Below are 20,971 nucleotides of genomic sequence, written 5' to 3' on the forward strand. Positions count from 1 at the left end.
TCACTCGCCTCCGGTGAGCATCAGCGTGTCACCTGTCAGGTAGGCCAAGTCGTCGCTGACCAGCGCGACGACCGCACGACCGATATCGGTCTCCGGATCGCCCATCCGGCCGAGCGGCAGCCGCTTGACGTGTTGCTTGAAACGTTCAGGCTGTTCCTCGCGGAACTGTTCCGCCGCGGGCGAGAGTGCGGTCGGGACGACGACATTCACCCGTATTCCATAGCGTCCCCACTCGCGAGCGGCGACGCGCGACAGTCCACGGATTCCTTCTTTGGCGATCGCGTACGCACCGAACAGTGGTGCGCCGTTGATCGCGGAGCTGGATCCGAAATTGACAATAGAGCCGCCACCACGCTCGCGCAGCAGGGGAAGTGCTGCCTGCATCGCCCACAAGGCGGCAAGAGGCCCGCTACGCATCGAGACTTCGACGTCGTCGGCGGTGACATCGGCCAATGGGCCCTGCGTTGTCGACTGGGCATTGTTGATCAGTGCATCGAGCCCACCGAACCGCTCGGCGGCAGTGGTGACAGCACGTTGGATTTGCGCTCGGTCGGCGACATCGCATTCCATGGCGATGGCGGTACCGTGGAATGCGCTGATTTCGGACACGACGGCTTCGCATTTCGCCACGGTTCGGCCGACCAAGGCGACCGAGGCACCGTCACGGGCCAGCGCCAGAGCGATGCCGCGGCCGATCCCCTGTCCGGCTCCGGTGATCAGGACGACCTTGCCTGTCAGCCTGCGTGCCGGACCATCGACGTTATCCGTACTCACGGCGATTCCTCTCATCGTTCAGCACCGGCGGGTTCGCGAGCCGGGCGAGAATTTCGGTCTCGGATTGCCTGCGCAGCAAGTACTCCCGCACTGCCCCGCCTGCGGCGTGCACGATCCGGCCGGTGATGTCGGCGGCGGATTCGGACACCAGTGCGAGGAGTACCGAGGAGACATGCGCGGGATCCAAGTCGAGTGACGATCTCGTTCGTTCCAGGTGCGCGGCGGACATCCGGGTGCGTGCGCCTGGTGAGATCGCGTTGACAGTGATGCCATCCGCTGCGCCTTCGTCGGCAAGCGCCATAGTCACACCCCACAGCGCTGCCTTGGACGCGGCATACGCTGTTCCCGTGTGGTGGCCGGGCGCGAGGGCGGCTTCGGACACGGTGTTGACAATCCGGCCGTAGCGCTGCCCACGCATCGGTTGGAAGGCTGCACGCGCTGTCCCGATGGCTCCGGTCACATTGGTGGCGAGGCTGCGTTCGAGTTCGTCCTGCGAGAGCCCGGCGATTCCGGTAGTCGACAAGATGCCCGCGTTGTTGACGACGATGTCGATCCGCCCGAACGTCTCCAGGGTGCGGTACACCGCCTTCGTGGCGCCGTCGAAGGAGGAGATGTCGGATCGGTCCGCGATCGCGGTGCCGCCCGTGGCGACGATCGAATCGGCCACAACCTGTGCGACGTCGGAGTTCTCGAACCTGGACCCGTCTACCGAGAGCGACGGATCGTTGACTACGACCGCGGCACCCGCGGCGGCGAGGACGATCGCGTGGGACGCGCCGAGTCCGCGTCCTGCGCCGGTGATCAGAGCGACCCGGCCACCCAGCGGGCTGTCGGTGGCCGTCATCGGTTCATCGGCGGTTGGTACATGAGCGCGCCGATTCCCGAGTCGACGGGAAGCGCGACACCGGTGATGGCGCCGGCACGATCAGAGGCCAGGAAGGCGACGGCTTCGGCGACGTCCTCCGCTTCGGCCATTCGCCGTAGTGGCAGCTTGTCGACGTACTGCCGGAAACGGTCGGCACCCAGATAAGATTCGAAGGCTGGGGTGTGTACAGCACCGGGCACGACTGCGTTCACCCGGATGCCGGACTCACCGGCCTCCACCGCGGCTTCCCTGGTCAGCTGGATCACTCCCGCCTTCGCGGCACCGTAGTAGGGGACAACTCCGGCGACCTTGCGCACGCCGGCCGCCGAGGCTGTATTGATGATGACGCCACGCCTTTTCGGCGCCATGATCCGCAGTGCCGCGCGCACCCCACGGAACGTTGCACCGAGGTTGCCGTTCATCCCGTGCAGCCATCGCCCGTCCAATACCGGATCCGGCACCGGTGACCAGTGCCACGCGTTCTCTGAATTCGACGCTCAAAAATTTTTGCCTTCGTCTATCGAAGTTGTCGGTAGGGTCAGCCGGCGCGCAGCGCGATACCTTGGGCATTGAAGAACAGCCCGCCGGGAGTCAACAGCGCGGCGGCGGCCCCGGGTGTCTGCCGCTCTCCCGCCGCGCCACGGAGCTGCAGAATTGCTTCGCGCAGGTGCCCGGCGCCCTGGGTGCCGCCCTCGGACAGGCTGCCGCCGTGGGGATTCATCGGTACCCGGCCGTCGATCTCGACCCGGCCGCGATCCGGATTCCAGTGTTCGGTGAGGAAGTCGCCGCCTTCGCCCGGCCCGCAGAACCCATAGGACTCCAGGCAGTGCAGGGTGATCAGGGAGAACCCGTCGTAGGGGAAGAGCACGTCGAAGTCGCCGATGCCGAGTTCGCTGCGGGCCAGCATTGCGGCAGCGGACACGGTTTGGCCGGTGTGCTCCAGGCTCACGGTGAGGTGCTCCTCGGGATGGGCGGTGAGTCCCATCGAGAGCGCGTGCACGACGACAGGCCGGTTCGGGCTGTCGGCGCCGCGTTCGGCGGTGGTCACCACGAAAGCGTCGGCACCGTCGATCGGGACGTCCATGTCGTAGACGCACAGCGGCTCGCGGATCATCCGGCCGGCGAGGTAGTCCTCCATCGTGAGCGGTTTCGTCATCACCGCGCCCGGATTGTTCGCGGCGTTCGCACGTCCGTTCAACGCGACCATGCCGAGGTCCGCTCGGTCGCGACCGTAGGTTCTCAGATAACGCTCGGCCCACGCGGCGTAGCCGGTGGGGCCGAACATCCCGTAGGGCTCGGACTCTGTGTGGCCGTCGCCGAGTATGGCGCGACCGTCCGGCAGGCCCGCCGCCGCTCGTTCGCGGAACGGCCCGCGGCCGAGCCGGTACACGGAGTGATAGACCAGGACCGCGTTGGCGGTTCCCGACCACACCGCGTTGACCGCGGCCGTGACATGGTTGCCGATCGGCGGCCGTACGCTGGTCCAGTAGGTGACGGCGGGCAGGCCGAGTGCCGAGGCCACGACTGCGGGATCGATGCCGCCGGTGTGCAACCCACCGCCGACCACTCCGTCGATCTGGCCCGCGGTCAACCCGGCGTCGGTGATCGCCTGGGCGGCGGCCTCCAGAACCATGGCCAATTCGGTGGTGTCGCGATCCCGGGCGTACGGAGACCGTCCGATACCGGTGAAAGCGATGCGGTCCTTGATCGAATTGCGCTGGGGGAGCAGGTTCATCGGGTCTCTTCCTTGTCCGGAACCGCACGGAAAGCCGGCCACGGCGAACCGTCGCGCTCCATCCAGGTGAGTTCGACCGACTGTCCGATCCGCTGCAGTTCCGCGGGAGTGTCGACCAGCGGGCCCACGATCCTGAGGCCGGGCTGTTCGGTCAACTCGACGGCGGCCAGAGGCCATGGCTCGGTGTAATCCACGACCGGTGGGCCTTGATGCAGCAGGGTCAGCAGATGTACCGTGCCGGTGCCCTGAACGGCCCGGGCTACGACGTTGCCCGACCAGCAGGACGGACAGATCGGTCGCAACGGCGTGTGCCACAGCCCGCATGCGGGGCACCAGCCCGCGCGCAGTTCGTGCATCAACATGCCTCGGTAGTACTCGATGTTGACCTGGTCCAACCGGATCCGTGGATACCGCTCGAACACCGCCTCCAGGGTGGGTGCGACGGCCTCGGTGGCGCTGACGGTGTCAGCTGCCCTCGACTGTTCGGCGGGTATCCGCCCGCCCGGTCCTCGCTGGCTATCCATCCCTCGATCTTCGACCCGGGAGGCCCGCTTGGGGAAGGGATACGCCGCCGAACCGCGTTCCCCTGCGCAAACGGGACGGTGTTCGGTGGCTGTCCGCTCTGTGCCCGCGCGGGTATCCGCCCTGTCGGTGTCTTCGCAAACCGTGAGCGACCTCCGGATATCAGGTTCCGGATGTATTTGCGGTGATCGCCGACCTCGTCCACCTGCTGTCGGAGCTCATCGACAACGCGACCTCGTTTCGGCGGCAGCCGGAGTTTCCGGTCTCGATGCGGCCACCGCCCGCAGCAGCCGTGACCAGCTGGTGGTCTGCAGACGACGTGACCGGTCCGCCGACAGTTGGTCTGTTCTCGGACCCGGTCGAAGAGAACGAGTCGCCCGGACTGATCGATCGGACAAGAATCGCGCGGGCACAACCGGTACTCGGCCGCCCAAACGGCCGTTGGGGTCCACGAAGACCGTCAGGAACCTGGATTGGCTGCTGGATGACCTGCTCTCCCGGCTGCCGGGCGTCGAATCCGCTGTCGTCCTGTCGACCGACGGAATGCTGATCAGCGAGTCCAACGCGCTGAGCTGTGACGCCGCCGAGCAATTCTGTGCCATGGCGTCGAATGGAGTACCTCCTCGCGCGAGCGCACGGGACTCATGCGGACTCGGCGACCTGATCGGTTGCACCAGCGATCCGGGAGCAGCGGGCGAACATCTGCCGCACCAAGTCGCTCAATCCGCTAGGGGAGCTGGTCCGGTCCCAGAACCGGAGCGCGGTGTTGAGGCAGCTGACAGCGATCGAGGCGATGAGCACGTCGTCCTGTGTCGGCGCGCTGCTCCCCTGCTCGGCCGCGAGCTGCCGCGCGATCTCGCGTTCCCAGCGTAGGCGCATCCGCAGACTACGCGGCTCTAGCTGGCGATTCGTCATGACCAGGTGGGTGAGCCGGAAGATCCGATCGTCTTCCAGGTCGGTGGCGAACAGCGCGACCGGCTCGGCGAGGGCAGCGACGGTCACCGCCGGGTCGGACCGCCCTGCCACCCGCTGCACCATGGCTGCGGCGGACTCGTCCTCGTCGGCGAACAGGACGTCCTCTTTGCTGGGAAAATGGCGGAAGAACGTGGCGACCGACACCCCTGACGCCTTGGCGACCTGTTCGATGGTGGTGTTATCGTAGCCGTGTTGTTCGAACAGCGTGATGGCGGCGCTGGCGATATCGCCCCTGGTGCGCAGGCGATTGCGTTCTCGCAATGTGCTCACAGTGCTCCTCGGACTCGCGATAGTCACTCTCGAAATGAGAATCCTACTCGATACTGTGGCCGGCGCGTCCGCGGTCAGGGCAGGACATCGACCAGGGCCGCTTCGGAGTTGCCGATCATGTAGGACGCCACGTGGTCCAGATGTAGTCGCCAATGTGTTTGCGCGGCAGTCGTGTTCGTCTCATGGAGCAGTCTCGCCAGCTTGGTCCAGGCGTGCTGAGCGGCACGGTTCGCCGGCCCTTCGTGCCCGGGCCGGCGCTCGGCGATGAACACCACGTTGTGCAGCGCGATGATCTCGAAGAGCATCCGGGTGAGGACATCGAGGGTCATATTGCCTGCCAGTTCGACAAGGGTCCGGTGCAGCCCGACATTGTGTTCGGCGTACGCCTTGGCGTCGTCGACCAGGGAAGTGCCCTCCCGGATCAGTGCGTCCAATCGGTCGAGGCGGCTGGTGAGGGCGCGTGGTCCGAGCGCGCCCAGCATGCCAACCGCGGTCACCTCCAATTCGGTGCGTGCGCGATACACGTCCGCCAGTGATGTGCCCTTGTACTGCAGCAGGAACCCGGTGTATCGCGCGCCCACTGTGTCGTCGAGCCGGAGCACCCGGGCGCCGCCGTGGGCTCCGCGCAGGACGGTGATCAGCGACTCGGATTCCAGGATTCGAAACGCTTCTCGCAGTGTCGGGCGCGAGACCTCGAAGTGTTCCATCAGGGCCGACTCGGTAGGCAGTGGATCGCCTACGGCGAGCTCGCCGGTGATGATCCTCCGTCGCAACTCGGCGGCGACCAGTTCGCCGGCCTTGGGGACTTTGATCGCAGTGGGTTTGATCATTCTCGGCCTCGCGCCTCGCTCGCTCGTCGGTGCATGGCACTCCGTGGTCGGTGTCGGGCGGCGTGGCCCGAAGTATATAGGGTTCAATCAGTTAGACTGTTATGCTGATACTACCTGTAGAGTCCGATTTCCTGCCCAGGAGAGCTGATATGCGCCGCACAATCTTCGAACCCGAACATGACCAGTTCCGTGCCACCGCGCGATCCTTCTTCGAGAAGGAATGCGCTCCGCACACCGAGGAGTGGGAAGCGCGGGGGTATGTCGATCGGGAGGTGTGGCTCAAGGCCGGCGAACTGGGCCTGCTCGGTTGGGAGATGCCGGAGGAATACGGGGGCGCGGACATCAAGGACTTCCGGTTCAACGCCATCCTCAACGAGGAGTACCACGCGACCGGAAGTGTCGGCGTCGGGTTGGGAGTGCAGAACGACATCCTCTCCGGCTACTTCCGTGATCTCACCACCGATGAACAGAAGAAGCGCTGGCTGCCGAAATTCGTCTCCGGCGAGTACATCACCGCGATCGCGATGTCCGAGCCGGGGGCGGGCTCGGACCTGGCCAACGTCAAGACCACGGCGCGCCGCGACGGGGATTCCTTCATCGTCAACGGCTCCAAGACCTTCATCTCCAACGGCCTGCTCGCCGACCTCGTCGTTGTCCTCTGTCGGACGGATACCGGTGCGGAACGGCCGCACAAGGGTCTGAGCCTGCTGGTGGTCGAGACCGGGATGGCGGGTTTCAGCCGAGGGCGAAAGCTGGACAAGATCGGTCAGCGCGCGGCCGACACCGCGGAACTGATCTTCGAGGACGTGCGGGTGCCCGCCGAGAACCTGATCGGTGAGGAGAACCGGGGCTTCTACCACTTGATGACGAATCTGCCCGCCGAGCGCCTCGGTATCGCGATTCACGCCGTCGCACAGGCCAAGCGCGCGGTCGAGCTCACCACCGCCTACGCCCACGAACGAACCGCCTTCGGCACCCCGATCGGCAACTTCCAGGTGAACAAGCACGCGATCGCGCAGATGACCACCGAAGTCGAGGTCATGCAGACCTACATCGACCAGTGTGTCCTCGCGGTCAACGCGGGTGAGCTCACCGCGGACGAGGCCGCGGGCGCCAAGTGGTGGGCGACCGAGTCCCAGTGGCGGATCATCGATCGGTGTCTGCAGCTGCACGGCGGGTACGGATACATGAACGAGTACGAGATCGCCCGGCTGTGGCGCGATGCGCGGGTGCAGCGGATCTACGGCGGCACGAACGAGATCATGCTCGACATCGTCGGCAAGGGGTTGGGCTTCTGAAAAGTATGCGGGCGTGGTGACCACCACGCCCGCAAACTCTTCATCACTTCGGGGACGCCGCGACCATCTTCTCGACATAGGCGACGTGTTCGGGTGAGGTGACGCTCTGCCGTTCGGCGGCCAGTGCCTGCTCTAGAACGGACCCCACCGTCCGGGACACCGCGGAGTTGAGGATGCGCTTGGTGTCCTCGAGTGCGCGCTGGGGGATCTGGGCCAGACGGTGGGCCAACTCCAGCGCGGTCGGCAGCACCTCGTCGGCCGGGACCACCCGATTGACGAGTCCGCACTCGAGCGCCTTCGCCGCGGGAATGCGCTCACCGAGCAGGATGAACTCCTTGGCTCTGAGCAGTCCGCTCATCAGCGGCCAGGTCAGCGCGGTGCCGTCCGCCGGGACGAGTCCGACCCCGAGATGTGGATCGGCGAGGAAGGCGTTCTCGGCCGCGACCGCGAGGTCCGACAGTGCTATCAGGCTCGCTCCCAGTCCTACCGCCGGGCCGTTGACCGCGGCGACGATCGGCTGGGGGAGTGCCGTCATGCCACGGACGATGCGACGCGCCTCGTCGAACACTTCGTCTTGGACGTCGGGATCGCGCTGGGTCTCGATCATTCTGGGCAGATCGCCGCCCGCGCTGAACGCTCTGCCCGCGCCGGTGAGTACGACGGCGCGCACCGTGCGGTCGGCCGCCAGGTCCTGCCAGATGTCGGCCAGTTCGCGGTGCATGACGGCGTCGGCGGCGTTGCGTGCCGCCGGCCGGTTCATCGTCACGATCGCGACATGCCCATCTGTGGCTACGTCGAGGGTGCTGTATCGGATCACAAAGGTCTCCTTAATCAGTTAGTCTATTATACTCATTAACGTCAAGACTGGTAACGCCCTGAGGAGGCCCGATGGTCCTGTCATTCACTGAGGAGCAACTGGAGTTGCGCGCGGTCGTCCGCAAGTTCCTGGAATCGCGGTCCTCCGAGGCCCAGGTGCGAGCGCACATGGACACCGCCGAGGGCTTCGACCGGCAGGTGTGGCGACAGCTCGCCGACCAGATCGGCGTGCAGGCACTCGCCATTCCGGAAATGTACGGTGGCGCCGGATTCGGTTTCGGTGAACTGTCCGTGGTGCTCGAGGAGGCAGGCCGTGCGCTGCTGTGTGCGCCGTTGTTCTCCACCGTGATCCTCGCGGCCAACGCGCTGCTGCTCGCCGGAGACGAAGCGGCGTGCGCGGAGTACCTTCCCGCCATCGCGGCAGGGGAGACCATCGCGACGGTGGCTGTCATCGAGAAGAGTGCGGCCTGGTCGGAGGAGCAGATATCGGCCGCGGCGGTGGACACGACCGAGGGATGGCGACTCGACGGGGTGAAGCGGTATGTGCTCGACGGCGCTTCCGCGGACCTGGTGATCGTCGCGGCCCGTGGTGTCGAGGGTATCTCGCTGTTCGTGGTCGAACGCGGCGCACCGGGCTTGCAGATCGAGGATGTCCCGACCATGGACCGGACCCGCAGGCAGGCGACGATCACCCTGCGTGACACCCCGGCCCGGCTGCTCGGCGAGATCGGTCGAGGCTGGGATGTCGTCGCCGGCGTGCTCGACATCGGTGCGGCCGCGCTGGCCTGCGAACAGGTGGGTGGAGCGGCCCGGGTTCTGGAGACCACGGTCGACTACCTGAAGGTGCGCGAGCAGTTCGGCCGGCCGATCGGGTCCTTCCAAGCGATCAAGCACCGCTGTGCGGACATGCTGGTGGATTTGGAGTCGGCGCGATCGGCGGCCTACTACGCTGCCTACGCTGTCGCCTCCGACGGCGGTGACCTCCCGATCGCCGCGGCGACCGCGAAGGTCTTCTGCTCGACGACCTTCTATCACGTTGCCGCCGAGAGCATTCAGATGCATGGCGGTATCGGATTCACCTGGGAACATCCGGCGCACCTGTACTTCAAGCGGGCGAAGGGCTCGGAGATCCTGCTCGGGAGTCCGGCCCATCACCGCGAAGCACTTGCCCAACACATCGGGTTGTGACGGGAAGAACGGAGAGCGCAGTGAGGGTGAAATCCGCGCTGGTGACCGGTGCGTCCCGGGGAATCGGACTCGGCATCGCGGAACGGCTGGCTGAACGTGGCTTCGGGTTGACGGTGACCGCGCGTCACGCCGAGGCGCTCGAGGCCGTGGCGGCGCGGCTTCGTGACCTCGGCTCCCGCACGTTGCCCCTGTGGCGGGAGACCTGGTCGATCCCGAGCATCTTGAGCGGCTGGCCGACGCCCACACGGCGGCGTTCGACGGGATGAACGCGCTGGTCCTGAATGCCGGAGTCGGCAGTGCCGGGCAGGTCGCCGACTATCCGCTGCGGCGCTTCGACAAAACCGTGGCGATCAATCTGCGCGCGCCGCTGCAGCTCGTGCAGTTGGCTCTGCCCGCACTGCGCAAGACCGCGGCGGCCGACCCGGACCGTGGTGCCAGGGTTGTCGCGCTCGCATCGATCACCGGGGTGTTCGCCGAGCCGGGCCTCGCGGTGTACGGCGCGATCAAGGCCGCGCTCATCTCCTTGGTTCGTACGCTGAACATCGAGGAGTCGGCTAATGGCGTTGCCGCGACCACGCTGTCGCCCGGGTACGTCGACACCGATATGAGCGCGTGGGCCAAGAACACCATTGCGCCGGAGACGATGATTCCGGTCAGCGACATCGTGGAGGTCGTCGAGGCGATTCTGCGGCTGTCCGCGCGCACGGTCGTTCCCGATATCGTGCTGTCCCGCGCCGGAACCTCCGGCTATATCGCCTGAGCCGCGTATGAGGAAGGGCCTGTGTCACATTCGGTGACACAGGCCCTTCCGCGTTCCGGAGATGCCGGTCGGTCAGGAGATGTTCGTGACGAATTCCCACAGCTGCGATCGGGTGCTGCCCAGCATGGTCTGCCCCAGTTCCCTTTCCCAGAATTCAGCACCGCCGAATTCCGACCGCCAGGCCAGCGCACGCAGGGTGAAATGCCGCAGGCGATGGTCGAGGGTGAAGCCGATCGCGCCGTGTGCCTGATGCGCCGCGCGTGCGACTACGGGTGCGGCACTGGATGCCTGCGCTTTCGCCACCGCGATCGTGAAGGCGGCCCGCTCGTCGTCGAAACCGTGCTCGGTGGTCACCCGCACAGCGAATTCGCTGGCCGTGCGGGCCGCTGCCACCGCTTCGGCCGCTTCGGCGACCATGGCCTGAACGGCTTGGAATTTCCCGATCGGTCGGCCGAATTGTTCTCGGGTACCGACATGGCCCACCGTCAGCACCAGGGCTCGCTCGAGCGCGCTGCTGATCTGGATCGCCCGCGCGAGCGCGCCACGCAGCAGAAACCCCTCGGCGACGCGCGACGGCGCCGGTCCGATTGCCGCGGAGTCGATCTCGGTATCGATCTCGATCCGGTCGCGTGGTTCGGCCGCGACATTGCCGCCGTGCTCGATGCGCAGTGCCGCGGCGGGCACCACGGCCACCGAACGTTCGTCGGCCAGCACGATGGCCTGGGCAGCGCGGGCCCAGGGAACCCGTTGCGCCGTGCCGCGCACCCGGCCCCGGCCGATCTCGAGTGCCGGGTCGTGCACGGCGGTCAGCGGTCCCGTCGGCACCGGCAGGTCGGCCGCGCGCAGCAGCCAGGAGGCCAACAGGTCGGTCTCCGCCACCGGCACCGGCGCCGCGTGCGCGGCCGCGCTGGTCAGTACGATGGCGGATTCGGTGAGGGTCGCTCCGCTACCGCCCGCGGCGTCGGGGGTGGTGAGCAGGGTGAGCCCGGATTCGGCCAGGGTCTTCCACAGGGCGGGATCGAAGTCGATGGTCGTGTTCGGAACATCGAGCACGGTCTCGGCACTGGCGCCGAAGATGTCGTCGGCGAGCCGGCGCAGCTCGGCGAGCTCGTCGAAGTGAGAGGTCGGGTTCGTCATCGCAGTCCTAGTCCTCGTGCCACCACGCCGCGCAGGATCTCGCTCGTCCCGCCCCGCAGGGTGAATCCCGGTGCGTGCAGCAGCCCTTCGGCCAGCAACCGGTCGAATTCGTCGGCGGATCCCGGATCGGCGTAACCGGAATCCAGGGACGCCGCCGCCTCGACCACGTCGGCCTCGTAGCGCGTGCCCAGATCCTTGATCAGCGCGGCGGGCAGGTCTGCGGGCTCGCCGGCCGCGAGAGCGGACGCCACCGCGGCGGAGAGCTGCCGCAGGGTGACCAGCCGTGCGGTCAGCGCGCCCAGTGCGCCGACCGCGGCCGGATCGGGTGTATCGGTACGCAGCCGATCGGCCAGGGCGTCCAGCAGCGGCTGGGTGGACAGGATGCGTTCCGGGCCACTGCGTTCGAAGCCGAGTTCGGAGGTGACCTGCCGCCAGCCTTCGCCCGGCGTACCGAGCACCATGTCATCGGGCACGAAGACATGATCGAGCACGACTTCGTTGAAATGGTGCTGTCCGGTCAGCAGCCGGATCGGCCGGATCTCGATGCCGGGCGCATCGAGGGGAACGACGAACTGGCTGAGTCCCTCGTGCCGGCGCGCGGAGTCGAGCGGAGCGCTGCGGGCCAGCACGAAGAACGCGTGCGCGTGATGGGCGCCCGACGTCCAAACCTTCGTTCCGGTGACCGACCATCCGCCGTCGACCCGCGTCGCGCGGGTACGCACACTGGCGAGATCGGACCCGGACTCCGGCTCGCTCATACCGATCGCGAAAAAGCAGCGTCCCGCGGCGATCTCGGGGAGATACCGTTGCCGCTGATGCTCGGTCCCGTGGGCGAGCAGCGCCGGAACGACCTGCCGGTCGGCTACCCAGTGTGCGGCAACGGGCGCACCCGCCGCGAGCAGTTCCTCGGTGACCACGAACCGCTCGATGTGCCCGCGCCCGTGCCCGCCGTATTCGACGGGGGCCGTCATACCCAGCCAGCCGCGCTCGGCGAGGCGACGGCTGAACCCGGGATCCCAGGACGAGATCCACGAATCGACATGCGGGGTCCACCCGTGCTCGGTGCGATCCGCGGCGAGGAAGTCCCGGACCGCGGCCCGGAGGTGCGCGGTTTCGGGTGGTAGTGCTCGCTGAGGTGGGATGAGTGCGGTGTTCACCATGATCTTTCCGTTCGTCGGTCCCTGCCGGTCACACGACTCCCTTGGCGACGAGTTCGTCGTACTCGGCCGCGGACTTGCCGAGGACGGTCGTGAGTACCTCGCGGGTGTGGCTGCCGAGCAGCGGTGGGGGGTCGTAGCGTTCCAGCGGGGTGCCGGACAGCCGAATGGGGTTGCGCAGCATGTCGACGTGACCCGAGAGCGGGTGCTCGGCGGTGAGCCGCATACCGCGGTGCCGCACCTGAGGGTCGGCGAATACGCCGTTCATGTCGTTCACCGGACTCACCGGAACATCGGCCGATTCCAATTCGGCGATCCATGCCGCGGCAGGCCGTGTTCGCAGAACATCGTTCAGGGTGTCGAGCACCAGGTCGCGGTGGGCGATCCGGGCCGAGACGGTGGCGAAGCGAGGGTCGTCGGCGAGCTCCGGGCGTCCGAGTACTCGCGCCAGACCTGACCATTGCCGGGGCGTGGAGGCGACGATGAAGATCTCGTTACCATCGGAGCATCGGAAAGTCTGGGATGGAATGCCGCCGAAACCGCCGTTGCCGCGCCGCGGCGCCGGGGAACCGGAGATCAGGTAGTTCTGCGCGTAGTGGGAGAGGGCGGCGATACCGCAGTCCAGCAGCGCCATATCGATGTATTGGCCTTCGCCGGTGATCTCGCGGTGACGCAACGCGGCGAGAATCGCGTTGGAGGCATAGAGCCCGGTGAGGATGTCGACCATGGAAACGCCGACCTTCATCGGTCCGGCGCCCGGAGTCCCGTCCGGATGTCCGGACACGCTCATCATGCCTGACATGGCCTGGAAGACGCCGTCGTATCCGGGCCGGTCGGCGTACGGCCCGTCCTGGCCGAACCCGGTGATCGAGCAGTAGACGAGGCGGGCGTCGAGCGCACGCAGGGACCGCTGATCGAGACCGTACTTGTCCAGGACCCCGACCCGGAAGTTCTCCACGAGCACGTCCGAGCGCGCCGCCAGATCGCGGATCAGTTGCGCGCCTTCGGGTGTGGAGTGGTCGATGGTGATCGACCGCTTGTTTCGATTGCAGCTCAGGTAGAAACCGGCCTCGGCGGTGTCGGCTCCCTCGCTGTCGGGCAGATAGGGCGGGCCGTAGGTGCGGGCGTCGTCGCCGGTACCCGGCCGTTCGACCTTGATGACGTCGGCGCCGAGATCGCCGAGCAACTGAGTGGTGAACGGACCGGCCAGAATCCGGCTGAGGTCGAGCACCCGGACGCCCGACAGGCTCGCTGTGCTCATGTCACTCCTTCGGTTCGCGCGGCAGCCCGAGGACTCGCTCGGCGATGATGTTCTTCTGGATCTCGCTGGATCCGGCGTAGATCGTCTCGGCGCGGGCGCGGATGAACGAGCGGCGCAGCGCCTCCGACGGTTGATCAGGACCCGAGCCCCACTCGGTGGACAGCCACCCGTCGGCGTCGAGAACGTCCATGGCGATCTCGGTGAACTCCTGGTGCCAGCGCGACCAGTAGTACTTGCCGATCGAGGCCTCCGGACCGAACTGGCCGTCGCGCAGCGCCGCGGACAGGGTGCGCAAATTGTTGTACCCCATGATGTCGAGACCGATGATGCTGTCGACCAGCCGATCTCGCAGTACCGGGTCGGCGGTGGCGCCACGCTTGCGGGCCAGCGCTCTGAGCTCGGTCATCTCGCGACGGAACGAGAACTGATAGCCGAGCACCGACGTCGCGCGCTCGTGCCCGAGGGTGGTCATCGCCGCTTTCCAGCCGTCGCCGGGAGCGCCGAGGACGTTGTCCACGCTGGTCCGGGCGCCGTCGAAGAAGACCTCGTTGAAACCGCTGTCGCCGAGCATTGTCCGGATAGGGACCACCCGCACGCCGGGTTGATCGAGCGGGATCAGCATGTAGGACAGCCCGGCGTGACGGCGCGAATCGGGATCGGTGCGCACGATGGCGAAGATCCAGTCGGCGTGCTGGGCGAAGGTCGTCCAGATCTTCTGGCCGGTGACCACCCACTCGTCGCCGTCGCGCCGCGCCTTGGTCGCGATGCCTGCCAGGTCGGAACCCGCGTTCGGTTCGGAGTAGCCCTGACACCAGACGATCTCCGAGCGCGCCATCGGTGGCAGCAGTCGTGCCTTCTGTTCGGGCGTCCCATAGTGCAGCGCGGTCGGTGCCATCAGAGACTCGCCGTGGAACGCCGCGCGTGGGGGCGCTCCCGCCGTGGACAGTTCGGTGGCCAGGACGATCTCCTGGGACATGGTGGCATCGCGCCCGCCGTATTCCTCCGGCCAGGAGATGCCGAGCCACCCCCCGGCGGCGAGCTCACGCTCCCAGCGGCGGCGCAGCTCCCAGTTGTCGTCGTCGTCAGGTCCGCCGCGGTCGTACTGGTCGGCGAACTCGGCGGTGAGGTGCACGTCGAGCCAGCTGCGGAGTTCGTCACGGAACCGGAGATCGGCGTCGGTCAGGGGGAGTTCACCCGGTGTCTGGGTCATGCCGTGCCTGTTCTGTCTGTCGGAGGGTGGGCGGTCGATCACGCCGCGGCGGGCGGTGCGGCGGGTGCGGGCCGGTAGAAGAGGGCGAGCTGTCCCACGGCGGCCAGCAGGCCGCCGACCAGGGCGATGGCCAGTCCGGTCCAGCCCCGCAGCGCGTCGGTGATGCCGAGAAGGTTGTCGAGTGACCACGCGCCGGGTCCGGTCGTCGCCACCGCCACGCCGACTGCCGCCAGCACGAGGTTGTACTCCCAGCCGTTCGCGTTGACGAAGAATCCCGACTCGCGGTGCACCGTCCATGCCGCAACCGCCATCAAGGCGACGAACGCGGCCCCGGCGAAGGCGGTGGCCAGCCCGGCGGCGAAGAACAAACCCGCTGCGGTCTCGGTGGTCGCGGCGAGCAGGGCGTGCACCCGACCCGGCCGCATGCCGATGCTGTCGAACCAGCGGGCGGTGCCCGCTATCCGGCCGCCACCGAAGAATTTGTTGAGGCCGTGGGCCGCCATGGTCAGTCCGGCGATCACGCGCAGCGCCAGCAGCGCGAGATCGGTTTCGGCACCGGTCATCGGGGAGCTCCTTCTCGGTTCCGGCTTTCCCAAGCTTGGACAATCCGGATTCTTATAGTACAAATATCATACTGATTGCGCCAGAGGAGGAAGCTGTGTCGGACCTGGAGTGGCATCTCGACGGCGGTGTCGGAACCATCACGCTGAACCGGCCCGAAGCGCGCAACGCGTTCACCTTCGACATGATCGGCGAGTGGGCTCGGCTGCTCGACGAGGCGAGGCGAGACGATCGGGTCAAGGTCGTCGTCCTGACCGGCGCCGGTGACAAGGCGTTCTGCTCGGGCGTCGATCTGGGCAGCATCTCGAACGCGAACCAGGGGCTGACACCGTTGCAGCGCAAGTCGCAGCTGCACGACGAGATCCACAAGGTCGCGCTCGCCGTCGACGCGCTGGACAAGCCGCTGATCGCGTCGATCAACGGGGTCGCGGTCGGTGCGGGCCTGGATATGGCATTGATGTGCGACCTGCGAGTCATGTCCCGCTCGGCGAAGGTGTCCGAGGGATATGTACGGGTCGGGCTGACACCCGGCGACGGCGGTGCGTACTACCTGCCGCGGCTCGTCGGCACCTCCAAGGCCCTCGAATTGCTGCTGACCGGAGACTTCATCGACGCCGAGGAAGCACTGCGGATCGGCCTGGTCAACCGGCTGGCCGACGCGGACCAGCTCGCGGCCGTGACCGGAGCGCTCGCCGCTCAGCTCGCCGCCGGTCCACCGGTCACGATCCGCATGATCAAGCGGGCGACCTATCAATCGGCCGGAACCGACCTGCGTACCGCGCTCGACCTCATCTCCTCACACTTCGCGGTGGTCGCCGCCACCGAGGACGCCGCGGAGGCGCTCGCGGCGATGCGCGAGAAGCGAAGCCCGAACTACCTCGGACGCTGAGACAGACAACGGAGGCAATACCAGTGAGTACCGACGAACCGCGCATCTTCGACGCCTGGATCAACCTGCCCTACGCCCCGGGCGAGGTAACCCCCGATCCCTCCGTGGTAGCCCGTTTCAAGCGCGGCAACAGCGCCTACGAGGGCGGCCAGACCATGACCGATGTGATCGCCGAGATGGACCGTCTCGGGATCTCCGGCGGCGTGCTGACCAAAGTGCCCCGGGACATCACACCGCCGTACGTGCACGGTGTCCGCTCCGGCGAGGCGGTCCTGCGGGAGACCTGCGAGGTGCTCGCCCGATTCCAGGCCGAGTATCCCGGCCGGTTCGTCACCTCGGTGGGTATCGACCCACGGCTCGGTTACGAGGCGGCCAAGCATGTCCGGATCGCGGTGCGTGAGTACGGCATCAAGTGCATCCGGGTGGTGCCGATGTTCACCGGCATCGCCATCGACGACAAGCTGGCGTTTCCCATGTACACCGCGGCCTGTGACGAGGGAGCGGTGGTATCGATCAATGTCGGCGCGCCCGGACCGATGAAGCCCGCGAAACTTCAGCGCACCATCCTCATCGATGAAGTGGCGCTTACCTTCCCGGACCTGAAGATCGTGATGTCCCATCTGGGGGACCCGTGGATCAGCGAAACCGTCGCGATGCTCGTCAAACACCCCAACGTTTTCGCGATGACCGCAGGCTGGGCGCCCAAGTACGTCCCCGAGGACATTCTCGCGTTCGCGCGCAAACGCAACAAGACAAAGCTCATGTGGGCCTCGGACTACCCGATTCTTTCCCTCGATCGCACGATCAGCGAGGGCAGGGCACTCGCACTGCCCGACGACGCGCGCCGGAATTACCTCGGCGCCAACGCATTATCCGTCTTCGGTGAGCCTCCGGCGGGCACCGGCGGCGCTACCGGAACAGGAGAGAACTGATGGGACTGCACGACGGACGGGTTGTCATCGTCACCGGCGCCGCGGGCGGCATCGGGCGTGAGCACGCGCTCGAGTTCGCCCGCCAGGGCGCCCAGGTCGTGGTGAACGACCTGGGGCCTGCCGAGCAGGTGGTCGAGGAGATCACCGCGATGGGCGGGCGCGCGGTGGCCAACCATGACGATGTGTCGGACTGGGACGGCGCGGGCCGCCTCGTCCAGACCGCGCTCGAGGAATTCGGTGACCTGCACATCCTGGTGAACAACGCGGGCATCCTGCGCGACAAGATGTTCGTGAACATGGACGTCGACATGTGGGACGCGGTGATGAAGGTGCATCTGCGCGGCACCTTCTGTCCGACCAAGCACGCGGTCGCCCACTGGCGGGCCAAGGCGAAAGCCGGTGAGCCGGTGCACCACCCGCGGGTGATCAACACCTCCTCACCCTCCGGCCTGTATGGCAATGTGGGTCAGTCGAACTACGGCGCCGCCAAAGCCGCGATCGCCTCCTTCACAGTGATTCTGGCCGACGAATTGGCGCGGCTGGGCATCACGGTCAACGCGATCGCCCCGAGCGCGCTGACCAATATGACGGCGGGACTGCACGACTACGTCGAGAAGCTGAAGGAGATCAAGGAGACCACCGGTTTCGACGCCGGTTCTCCCGCCAACATCGCGCCGATCGTCGTGTGGCTGGCCTCCGAGGAGGCCGCCGACATCACCGGCCGGGTGTTCAATGTCAAGGGCGGATCGATCAGCGTTGCCGAGACCTGGCAGGCCGGTCCGGGAGCCGAGCAGCTGGAACGCTGGGATCCCGCAACGCTGGGGGAGACGGTGCCGAGGCTGGTCGCGCAGGCCCGGCCGAACTCGGACGGCTCGGGCAAGCCCCGAGCCGGGAGCCGGTGACTCGATGGCGGTGATCGACGGGATCTCGGTGGAGCGGGCAGGCCGGGTCGCGACCGTCTGGCTCGACCGACCGGACCGCGGAAACGGGTTCACGTCGGCGATGCAGGTCGAATTGCACCGTCAGCTGTCGGATCTCGACCGTGACGAGCAAGTTCGGGCCATCGTGGTCACCGGCCGCGGCCGGTTCTTCTCGACCGGCGCCGACATGGAACCAGGCGGGTCGAACTTCGCGTTCGACGAGGAGCAGACCAGGGCTGCGCGCCAGATGATGGCCGTCCGGCCGCGCCCGTGGCAGCTGCGCACACCGATCATCGGCGCGCTCAACGGGGCCGCCGTCGGTCTCGGCCTGACCTTCGCCCTGCAGTGGGACATTCGCATCGTCAACGAATCCGCCAAGTACGGGTTCGTGTTCGCCCGCCGCGGCCTCATCCCGGAGCAGAACTCGCTGTGGCTGCTGCCGCGCCTGGTCGGTGCGGGAGCGGCCGTCGAGCTGCTGCTCACCGGCCGGCTCTTCCGCGGTGAGGAGGCCGCACGGATCGGTCTGGCCACCCGCGCCCTGCCGGGTGATCAGGTCCTGCCCGCCGCGCTCGAGCTGGCCGACGAGATCGCCACCGAATGCTCGCCCGCGGCGGTCGGCCTGACCAAGCAACTGCTCTACCAGATGCTGGCCGAGCCCGATCGGGAGGCGGCGTTCCACCGGGAATGGGAAACCTTCCGCTGGGCGGGCAGACAGCCCGACTCCAGCGAGGGTGTCGCGGCGTTCCTGGAGAAGCGCGCGCCGAATTTCGCCGGGTCGCAACAGGTCGAGGTCAGGTGGGCGCAGCCCGTCGACGGGCCCGCGTGGGTGGTGCAGCCGTGAGTACCGAGTCGAATGTCGTCTGCTACGACACCGAGGACGGGGTGGCGGTACTTACCCTGAACCGTCCGGAGCGGCGGAACATGTGGACCGCGCAGATGGAGACCGAGTTCTACGCGGCACTGGACCGGGCCTGCGCCGACCCCGATGTGCGGGTGATCGTGGTGACGGGTTCCGGTACCTCCTTCGTTCCCGGTCTGGACCCGTTGGTGCTGCGCGAGGTCGGGGACGGCAAGCGGTACGCGACGAACCGGCGCCCGCAGACCTACGCCACCACGCTGCCCAAACCGATCATCGGCGCGATCAACGGTGCCTGTGCCGGAATCGGTTTGGCGCAGGCACTGAACTTCGATCTGCGTTTCGCGGTTCGTGGCGCCAAATTCAGTACGGCCTTCGCCAAGCGCGGGCTGCCCGCCGAGGACGGCACCGCCTGGGTGCTGGCGCGCTTGGTAGGTCCGGCGCGCGCCTTCGATCTGCTGGCCTCGGCCCGGGTCTTCCTGGCCGAGGAAGCCTTCGAGATCGGGCTCGTGCAGCAGCTGTCCGAGCCAGGGGAGGTACTCGCGGACGCGGTGGCCTACGCCCGGTCGATGGCCACCGAGGTGTCCCCGGTCGCGTTGGCCATGATCAAGAAACAGGTGTGGTCCGACAGCGAGAACACGTTGGAACAGGCGCGAGTTCGCGCCCAGTACCTGCTGACGCTGGCCAAACAGCAACCGGATTTCCAGGAGGGCCTGCGCAGCCTGACCGAGAAACGGGCGCCCCGATTCGACCCGTATTCCCCGCTCGAGCTCTGAACTCGGGCCTGTACTAGGAGTCTCAACCATGGTCGCAGAACTTGAGATCGCGCCCGCGGACATCGAGTTCCGGGACGAGGTCCGCACGTGGCTCGACGAGCATCTCGTCGGTGAGTTCGCCCGCTATCGCGGGGTGGGCAGCCCGACCGACGACACCGCCTGGGATGTCCGGGTGGCGTGGGAGAAGGAACTGTCCGCCGGTGGCTGGCTCGGGCTGACCTGGCCGGGCGAGTACGGCGGTCGCGGCGCGAGCGCTGTCCAGGAGATCATCTTCGAATACGAGTATGCGACAGCGGCCGCGCCCGCCCGCGTCGGCACCCAGGCGCTCGAGCTGCTCGGTCCGAGTCTGCTTGCCTTCGGTACCGAGGAGCAGAAGGCGCGGTTTCTCCCGCCGATCCTGGCCGTCGAGGAAATGTGGGGACAGGGATTCAGCGAGCCCGGTGCGGGCTCGGATCTCGCCTCGGTGAGTACGCGCGCGATCCTCGACGGCGACGAGTGGGTGATCGACGGGCAGAAGGTATGGACGACGTTCGGTCACCACGCCGACTGGCTGTATGTCCTGTGCCGCACCGATCCCGACCGCAGCCTGCGGCACCGCGGGCTCACCATGCTGCTCGTGCCGGTCGATCAGCCCGGCGTCCGGATCAGCCCGATCCGCAATATCGCCGGATCCGCGGAGTTCAGCGAGTGCTTCTTCGACGGGGCACGCACCGGGGCCGACATGGTGCTCGGCGAGGTCGACGGTGGCTGGAGAGTAGTCATGGGGACGTTGGCCATGGAACGCGGTTCCGCGCTGATGCCCATGCAGCTGGCCATGCAGCGGGAAGTGGACGAGGTGATCGGCACCGCGCGGCGCCTGGGCTCGACCGGTGATCCGCGGGTGCGTCAACGACTCGCCGATGCCTATATCGCTGCCCAGGTGATGGGTGCGACCAACCTGCGGGTCCTGTCCTCGATCATCGAGGGCGCGCCGGAGTCGACCGGCGCCGCGGCCACGGCAAGCAAGCTGTACGCCGCGACCGCGCACCAGCTACTCGGTGAATTGGCCATGGATCTGCGGTGTGAGGAGGCCATGGTGACCGCGGATACCGGGCACGACGGCCTCGATCGAGAGCAGAAGACCTTCCTGCTTTCCCGCGCCGAGACCATCTACGGCGGCACGGCGGAGATCCAGCGCAACATCATCGCGGAGCGAGTACTCGGTCTGCCTCGCTAGCCCGTGGCAGCGGATGCTTATAA

21 protein-coding genes and 2 pseudogenes are annotated in these 20,971 nt (G+C 67.1%); 10 read left to right on the forward strand and 13 right to left on the reverse strand.

Annotated elements, in window-relative coordinates:
- The 5 genes from ABZS43_RS28220 to ABZS43_RS28240 all read right to left on the reverse strand — a co-directional run bounded on the left by ABZS43_RS28220 (position 1) and on the right by ABZS43_RS28240 (position 3,898).
- Positions 1-774 carry an SDR family oxidoreductase gene (locus ABZS43_RS28220; RefSeq protein ID WP_355039002.1) on the reverse strand — a complete coding sequence of 258 codons (774 nt, stop codon included), beginning with the start codon at positions 772-774 and terminating at the stop codon, positions 1-3.
- Entirely contained in the window at positions 761-1,618 is an 858-nt protein-coding gene (locus tag ABZS43_RS28225) for an SDR family NAD(P)-dependent oxidoreductase (RefSeq protein ID WP_355039003.1), read from the reverse strand. Before ABZS43_RS28225 ends, ABZS43_RS28220 begins: the two co-directional genes overlap by 14 nt.
- On the reverse strand, positions 1,615-2,100 hold the full coding sequence (locus tag ABZS43_RS28230) for an SDR family oxidoreductase (RefSeq protein ID WP_355039004.1): 486 nt from the start codon (positions 2,098-2,100) through the stop codon (positions 1,615-1,617). Before ABZS43_RS28230 ends, ABZS43_RS28225 begins: the two co-directional genes overlap by 4 nt.
- 77 nt (positions 2,101-2,177) lie before the next feature.
- The gene (locus ABZS43_RS28235; RefSeq protein ID WP_355039005.1) at positions 2,178-3,374 is read right to left on the reverse strand and encodes a thiolase family protein; all 1,197 of its coding nucleotides are present in this window, start codon (positions 3,372-3,374) and stop codon (positions 2,178-2,180) included.
- On the reverse strand, positions 3,371-3,898 hold the full coding sequence (locus ABZS43_RS28240) for an OB-fold domain-containing protein (protein ID WP_355039006.1): 528 nt from the start codon (positions 3,896-3,898) through the stop codon (positions 3,371-3,373). The genes ABZS43_RS28235 and ABZS43_RS28240 overlap by 4 nt, the downstream gene beginning before the upstream one ends.
- Before the next feature lie 301 nt (positions 3,899-4,199).
- Between ABZS43_RS28240 and ABZS43_RS28245 the strand changes: the two are divergent.
- Positions 4,200-4,496 (forward strand): annotated as a pseudogene (locus tag ABZS43_RS28245) (roadblock/LC7 domain-containing protein); the annotation flags it as partial.
- Positions 4,497-4,538: 42 nt separating this feature from the next.
- On the opposite strand, the gene ABZS43_RS28250 reads toward ABZS43_RS28245, so the two are convergent.
- A complete protein-coding gene (locus ABZS43_RS28250) occupies positions 4,539-5,141 on the reverse strand; it encodes a helix-turn-helix domain-containing protein (protein WP_355039007.1) in 603 nt (200 codons plus the stop codon).
- A 74-nt stretch (positions 5,142-5,215) separates the two neighbouring features.
- Entirely contained in the window at positions 5,216-5,971 is a 756-nt protein-coding gene (locus tag ABZS43_RS28255; protein WP_355039008.1) for a GntR family transcriptional regulator, read from the reverse strand.
- A 149-nt stretch (positions 5,972-6,120) separates the two neighbouring features.
- On the opposite strand from ABZS43_RS28255, the gene ABZS43_RS28260 reads away from it, so the two are divergent.
- Positions 6,121-7,269, forward strand: a complete 1,149-nt coding sequence (locus tag ABZS43_RS28260; protein ID WP_355039009.1) for an acyl-CoA dehydrogenase family protein — start codon at positions 6,121-6,123, stop codon at positions 7,267-7,269.
- A gap of 43 nt (positions 7,270-7,312) precedes the next feature.
- Here the strand turns inward: ABZS43_RS28260 and ABZS43_RS28265 are convergent, their stop codons facing one another.
- Positions 7,313-8,086, reverse strand: coding sequence for an enoyl-CoA hydratase/isomerase family protein (locus tag ABZS43_RS28265; protein WP_355039010.1), 774 nt, complete (start codon positions 8,084-8,086; stop codon positions 7,313-7,315).
- A 71-nt stretch (positions 8,087-8,157) separates the two neighbouring features.
- Here ABZS43_RS28265 and ABZS43_RS28270 point away from each other — a divergent pair, with 71 nt between their 5' ends.
- Both ABZS43_RS28270 and ABZS43_RS28275 read left to right on the forward strand, forming a co-directional pair.
- On the forward strand, positions 8,158-9,273 hold the full coding sequence (locus tag ABZS43_RS28270) for an acyl-CoA dehydrogenase family protein (protein WP_355039011.1): 1,116 nt from the start codon (positions 8,158-8,160) through the stop codon (positions 9,271-9,273).
- A 26-nt stretch (positions 9,274-9,299) separates the two neighbouring features.
- Positions 9,300-10,033, forward strand: a pseudogene (locus tag ABZS43_RS28275) (SDR family oxidoreductase).
- Positions 10,034-10,105: 72 nt separating this feature from the next.
- On the opposite strand, the gene ABZS43_RS28280 reads toward ABZS43_RS28275, so the two are convergent.
- From ABZS43_RS28280 to ABZS43_RS28300, 5 genes are read right to left on the reverse strand one after another with little or no spacing between them, the layout of a single operon-like run.
- Positions 10,106-11,170, reverse strand: coding sequence for an acyl-CoA dehydrogenase (locus ABZS43_RS28280; RefSeq protein WP_355039012.1), 1,065 nt, complete (start codon positions 11,168-11,170; stop codon positions 10,106-10,108).
- Entirely contained in the window at positions 11,167-12,330 is a 1,164-nt protein-coding gene (locus tag ABZS43_RS28285; RefSeq protein WP_355039013.1) for an acyl-CoA dehydrogenase family protein, read from the reverse strand. The genes ABZS43_RS28280 and ABZS43_RS28285 overlap by 4 nt, the downstream gene beginning before the upstream one ends.
- Before the next feature lie 28 nt (positions 12,331-12,358).
- The gene (locus tag ABZS43_RS28290; protein WP_355039014.1) at positions 12,359-13,588 is read right to left on the reverse strand and encodes a CaiB/BaiF CoA-transferase family protein; all 1,230 of its coding nucleotides are present in this window, start codon (positions 13,586-13,588) and stop codon (positions 12,359-12,361) included.
- Position 13,589: 1 nt separating this feature from the next.
- Positions 13,590-14,798, reverse strand: a complete 1,209-nt coding sequence (locus tag ABZS43_RS28295) for an acyl-CoA dehydrogenase family protein (RefSeq protein ID WP_355039015.1) — start codon at positions 14,796-14,798, stop codon at positions 13,590-13,592.
- Positions 14,799-14,836: 38 nt separating this feature from the next.
- Positions 14,837-15,361, reverse strand: coding sequence for a DoxX family protein (locus tag ABZS43_RS28300; RefSeq protein ID WP_355039016.1), 525 nt, complete (start codon positions 15,359-15,361; stop codon positions 14,837-14,839).
- Positions 15,362-15,456: 95 nt separating this feature from the next.
- On the opposite strand from ABZS43_RS28300, the gene ABZS43_RS28305 reads away from it, so the two are divergent.
- The 6 genes from ABZS43_RS28305 to ABZS43_RS28330 are packed head-to-tail and all read left to right on the forward strand — an operon-like array spanning position 15,457 to position 20,948.
- The gene (locus ABZS43_RS28305) at positions 15,457-16,248 is read left to right on the forward strand and encodes an enoyl-CoA hydratase-related protein (RefSeq protein WP_355039017.1); all 792 of its coding nucleotides are present in this window, start codon (positions 15,457-15,459) and stop codon (positions 16,246-16,248) included.
- 23 nt (positions 16,249-16,271) lie between these two features.
- Positions 16,272-17,180 (forward strand): amidohydrolase family protein, encoded by a 909-nt coding sequence (locus ABZS43_RS28310; RefSeq protein WP_355039018.1) that lies wholly within the window; start codon positions 16,272-16,274, stop codon positions 17,178-17,180.
- Positions 17,180-18,082, forward strand: coding sequence for an SDR family oxidoreductase (locus ABZS43_RS28315; RefSeq protein WP_355039019.1), 903 nt, complete (start codon positions 17,180-17,182; stop codon positions 18,080-18,082). Before ABZS43_RS28310 ends, ABZS43_RS28315 begins: the two co-directional genes overlap by 1 nt.
- 4 nt (positions 18,083-18,086) lie before the next feature.
- Positions 18,087-18,941 carry an enoyl-CoA hydratase-related protein gene (locus tag ABZS43_RS28320; RefSeq protein ID WP_355039020.1) on the forward strand — a complete coding sequence of 285 codons (855 nt, stop codon included), beginning with the start codon at positions 18,087-18,089 and terminating at the stop codon, positions 18,939-18,941.
- Positions 18,938-19,732: an enoyl-CoA hydratase-related protein gene (locus ABZS43_RS28325; RefSeq protein WP_355039021.1), complete on the forward strand. Its 795-nt coding sequence runs from the start codon at positions 18,938-18,940 to the stop codon at positions 19,730-19,732. Before ABZS43_RS28320 ends, ABZS43_RS28325 begins: the two co-directional genes overlap by 4 nt.
- Positions 19,733-19,760: 28 nt before the next feature.
- Positions 19,761-20,948 (forward strand): acyl-CoA dehydrogenase family protein, encoded by a 1,188-nt coding sequence (locus ABZS43_RS28330; protein ID WP_355039022.1) that lies wholly within the window; start codon positions 19,761-19,763, stop codon positions 20,946-20,948.
- Positions 20,949-20,971 lie beyond the last annotated feature (23 nt).

The organism is Nocardia sp. NPDC005366 (assembly GCF_040606855.1).
Taxonomy (GTDB): Bacteria; Actinomycetota; Actinomycetes; order Mycobacteriales; family Mycobacteriaceae; genus Nocardia.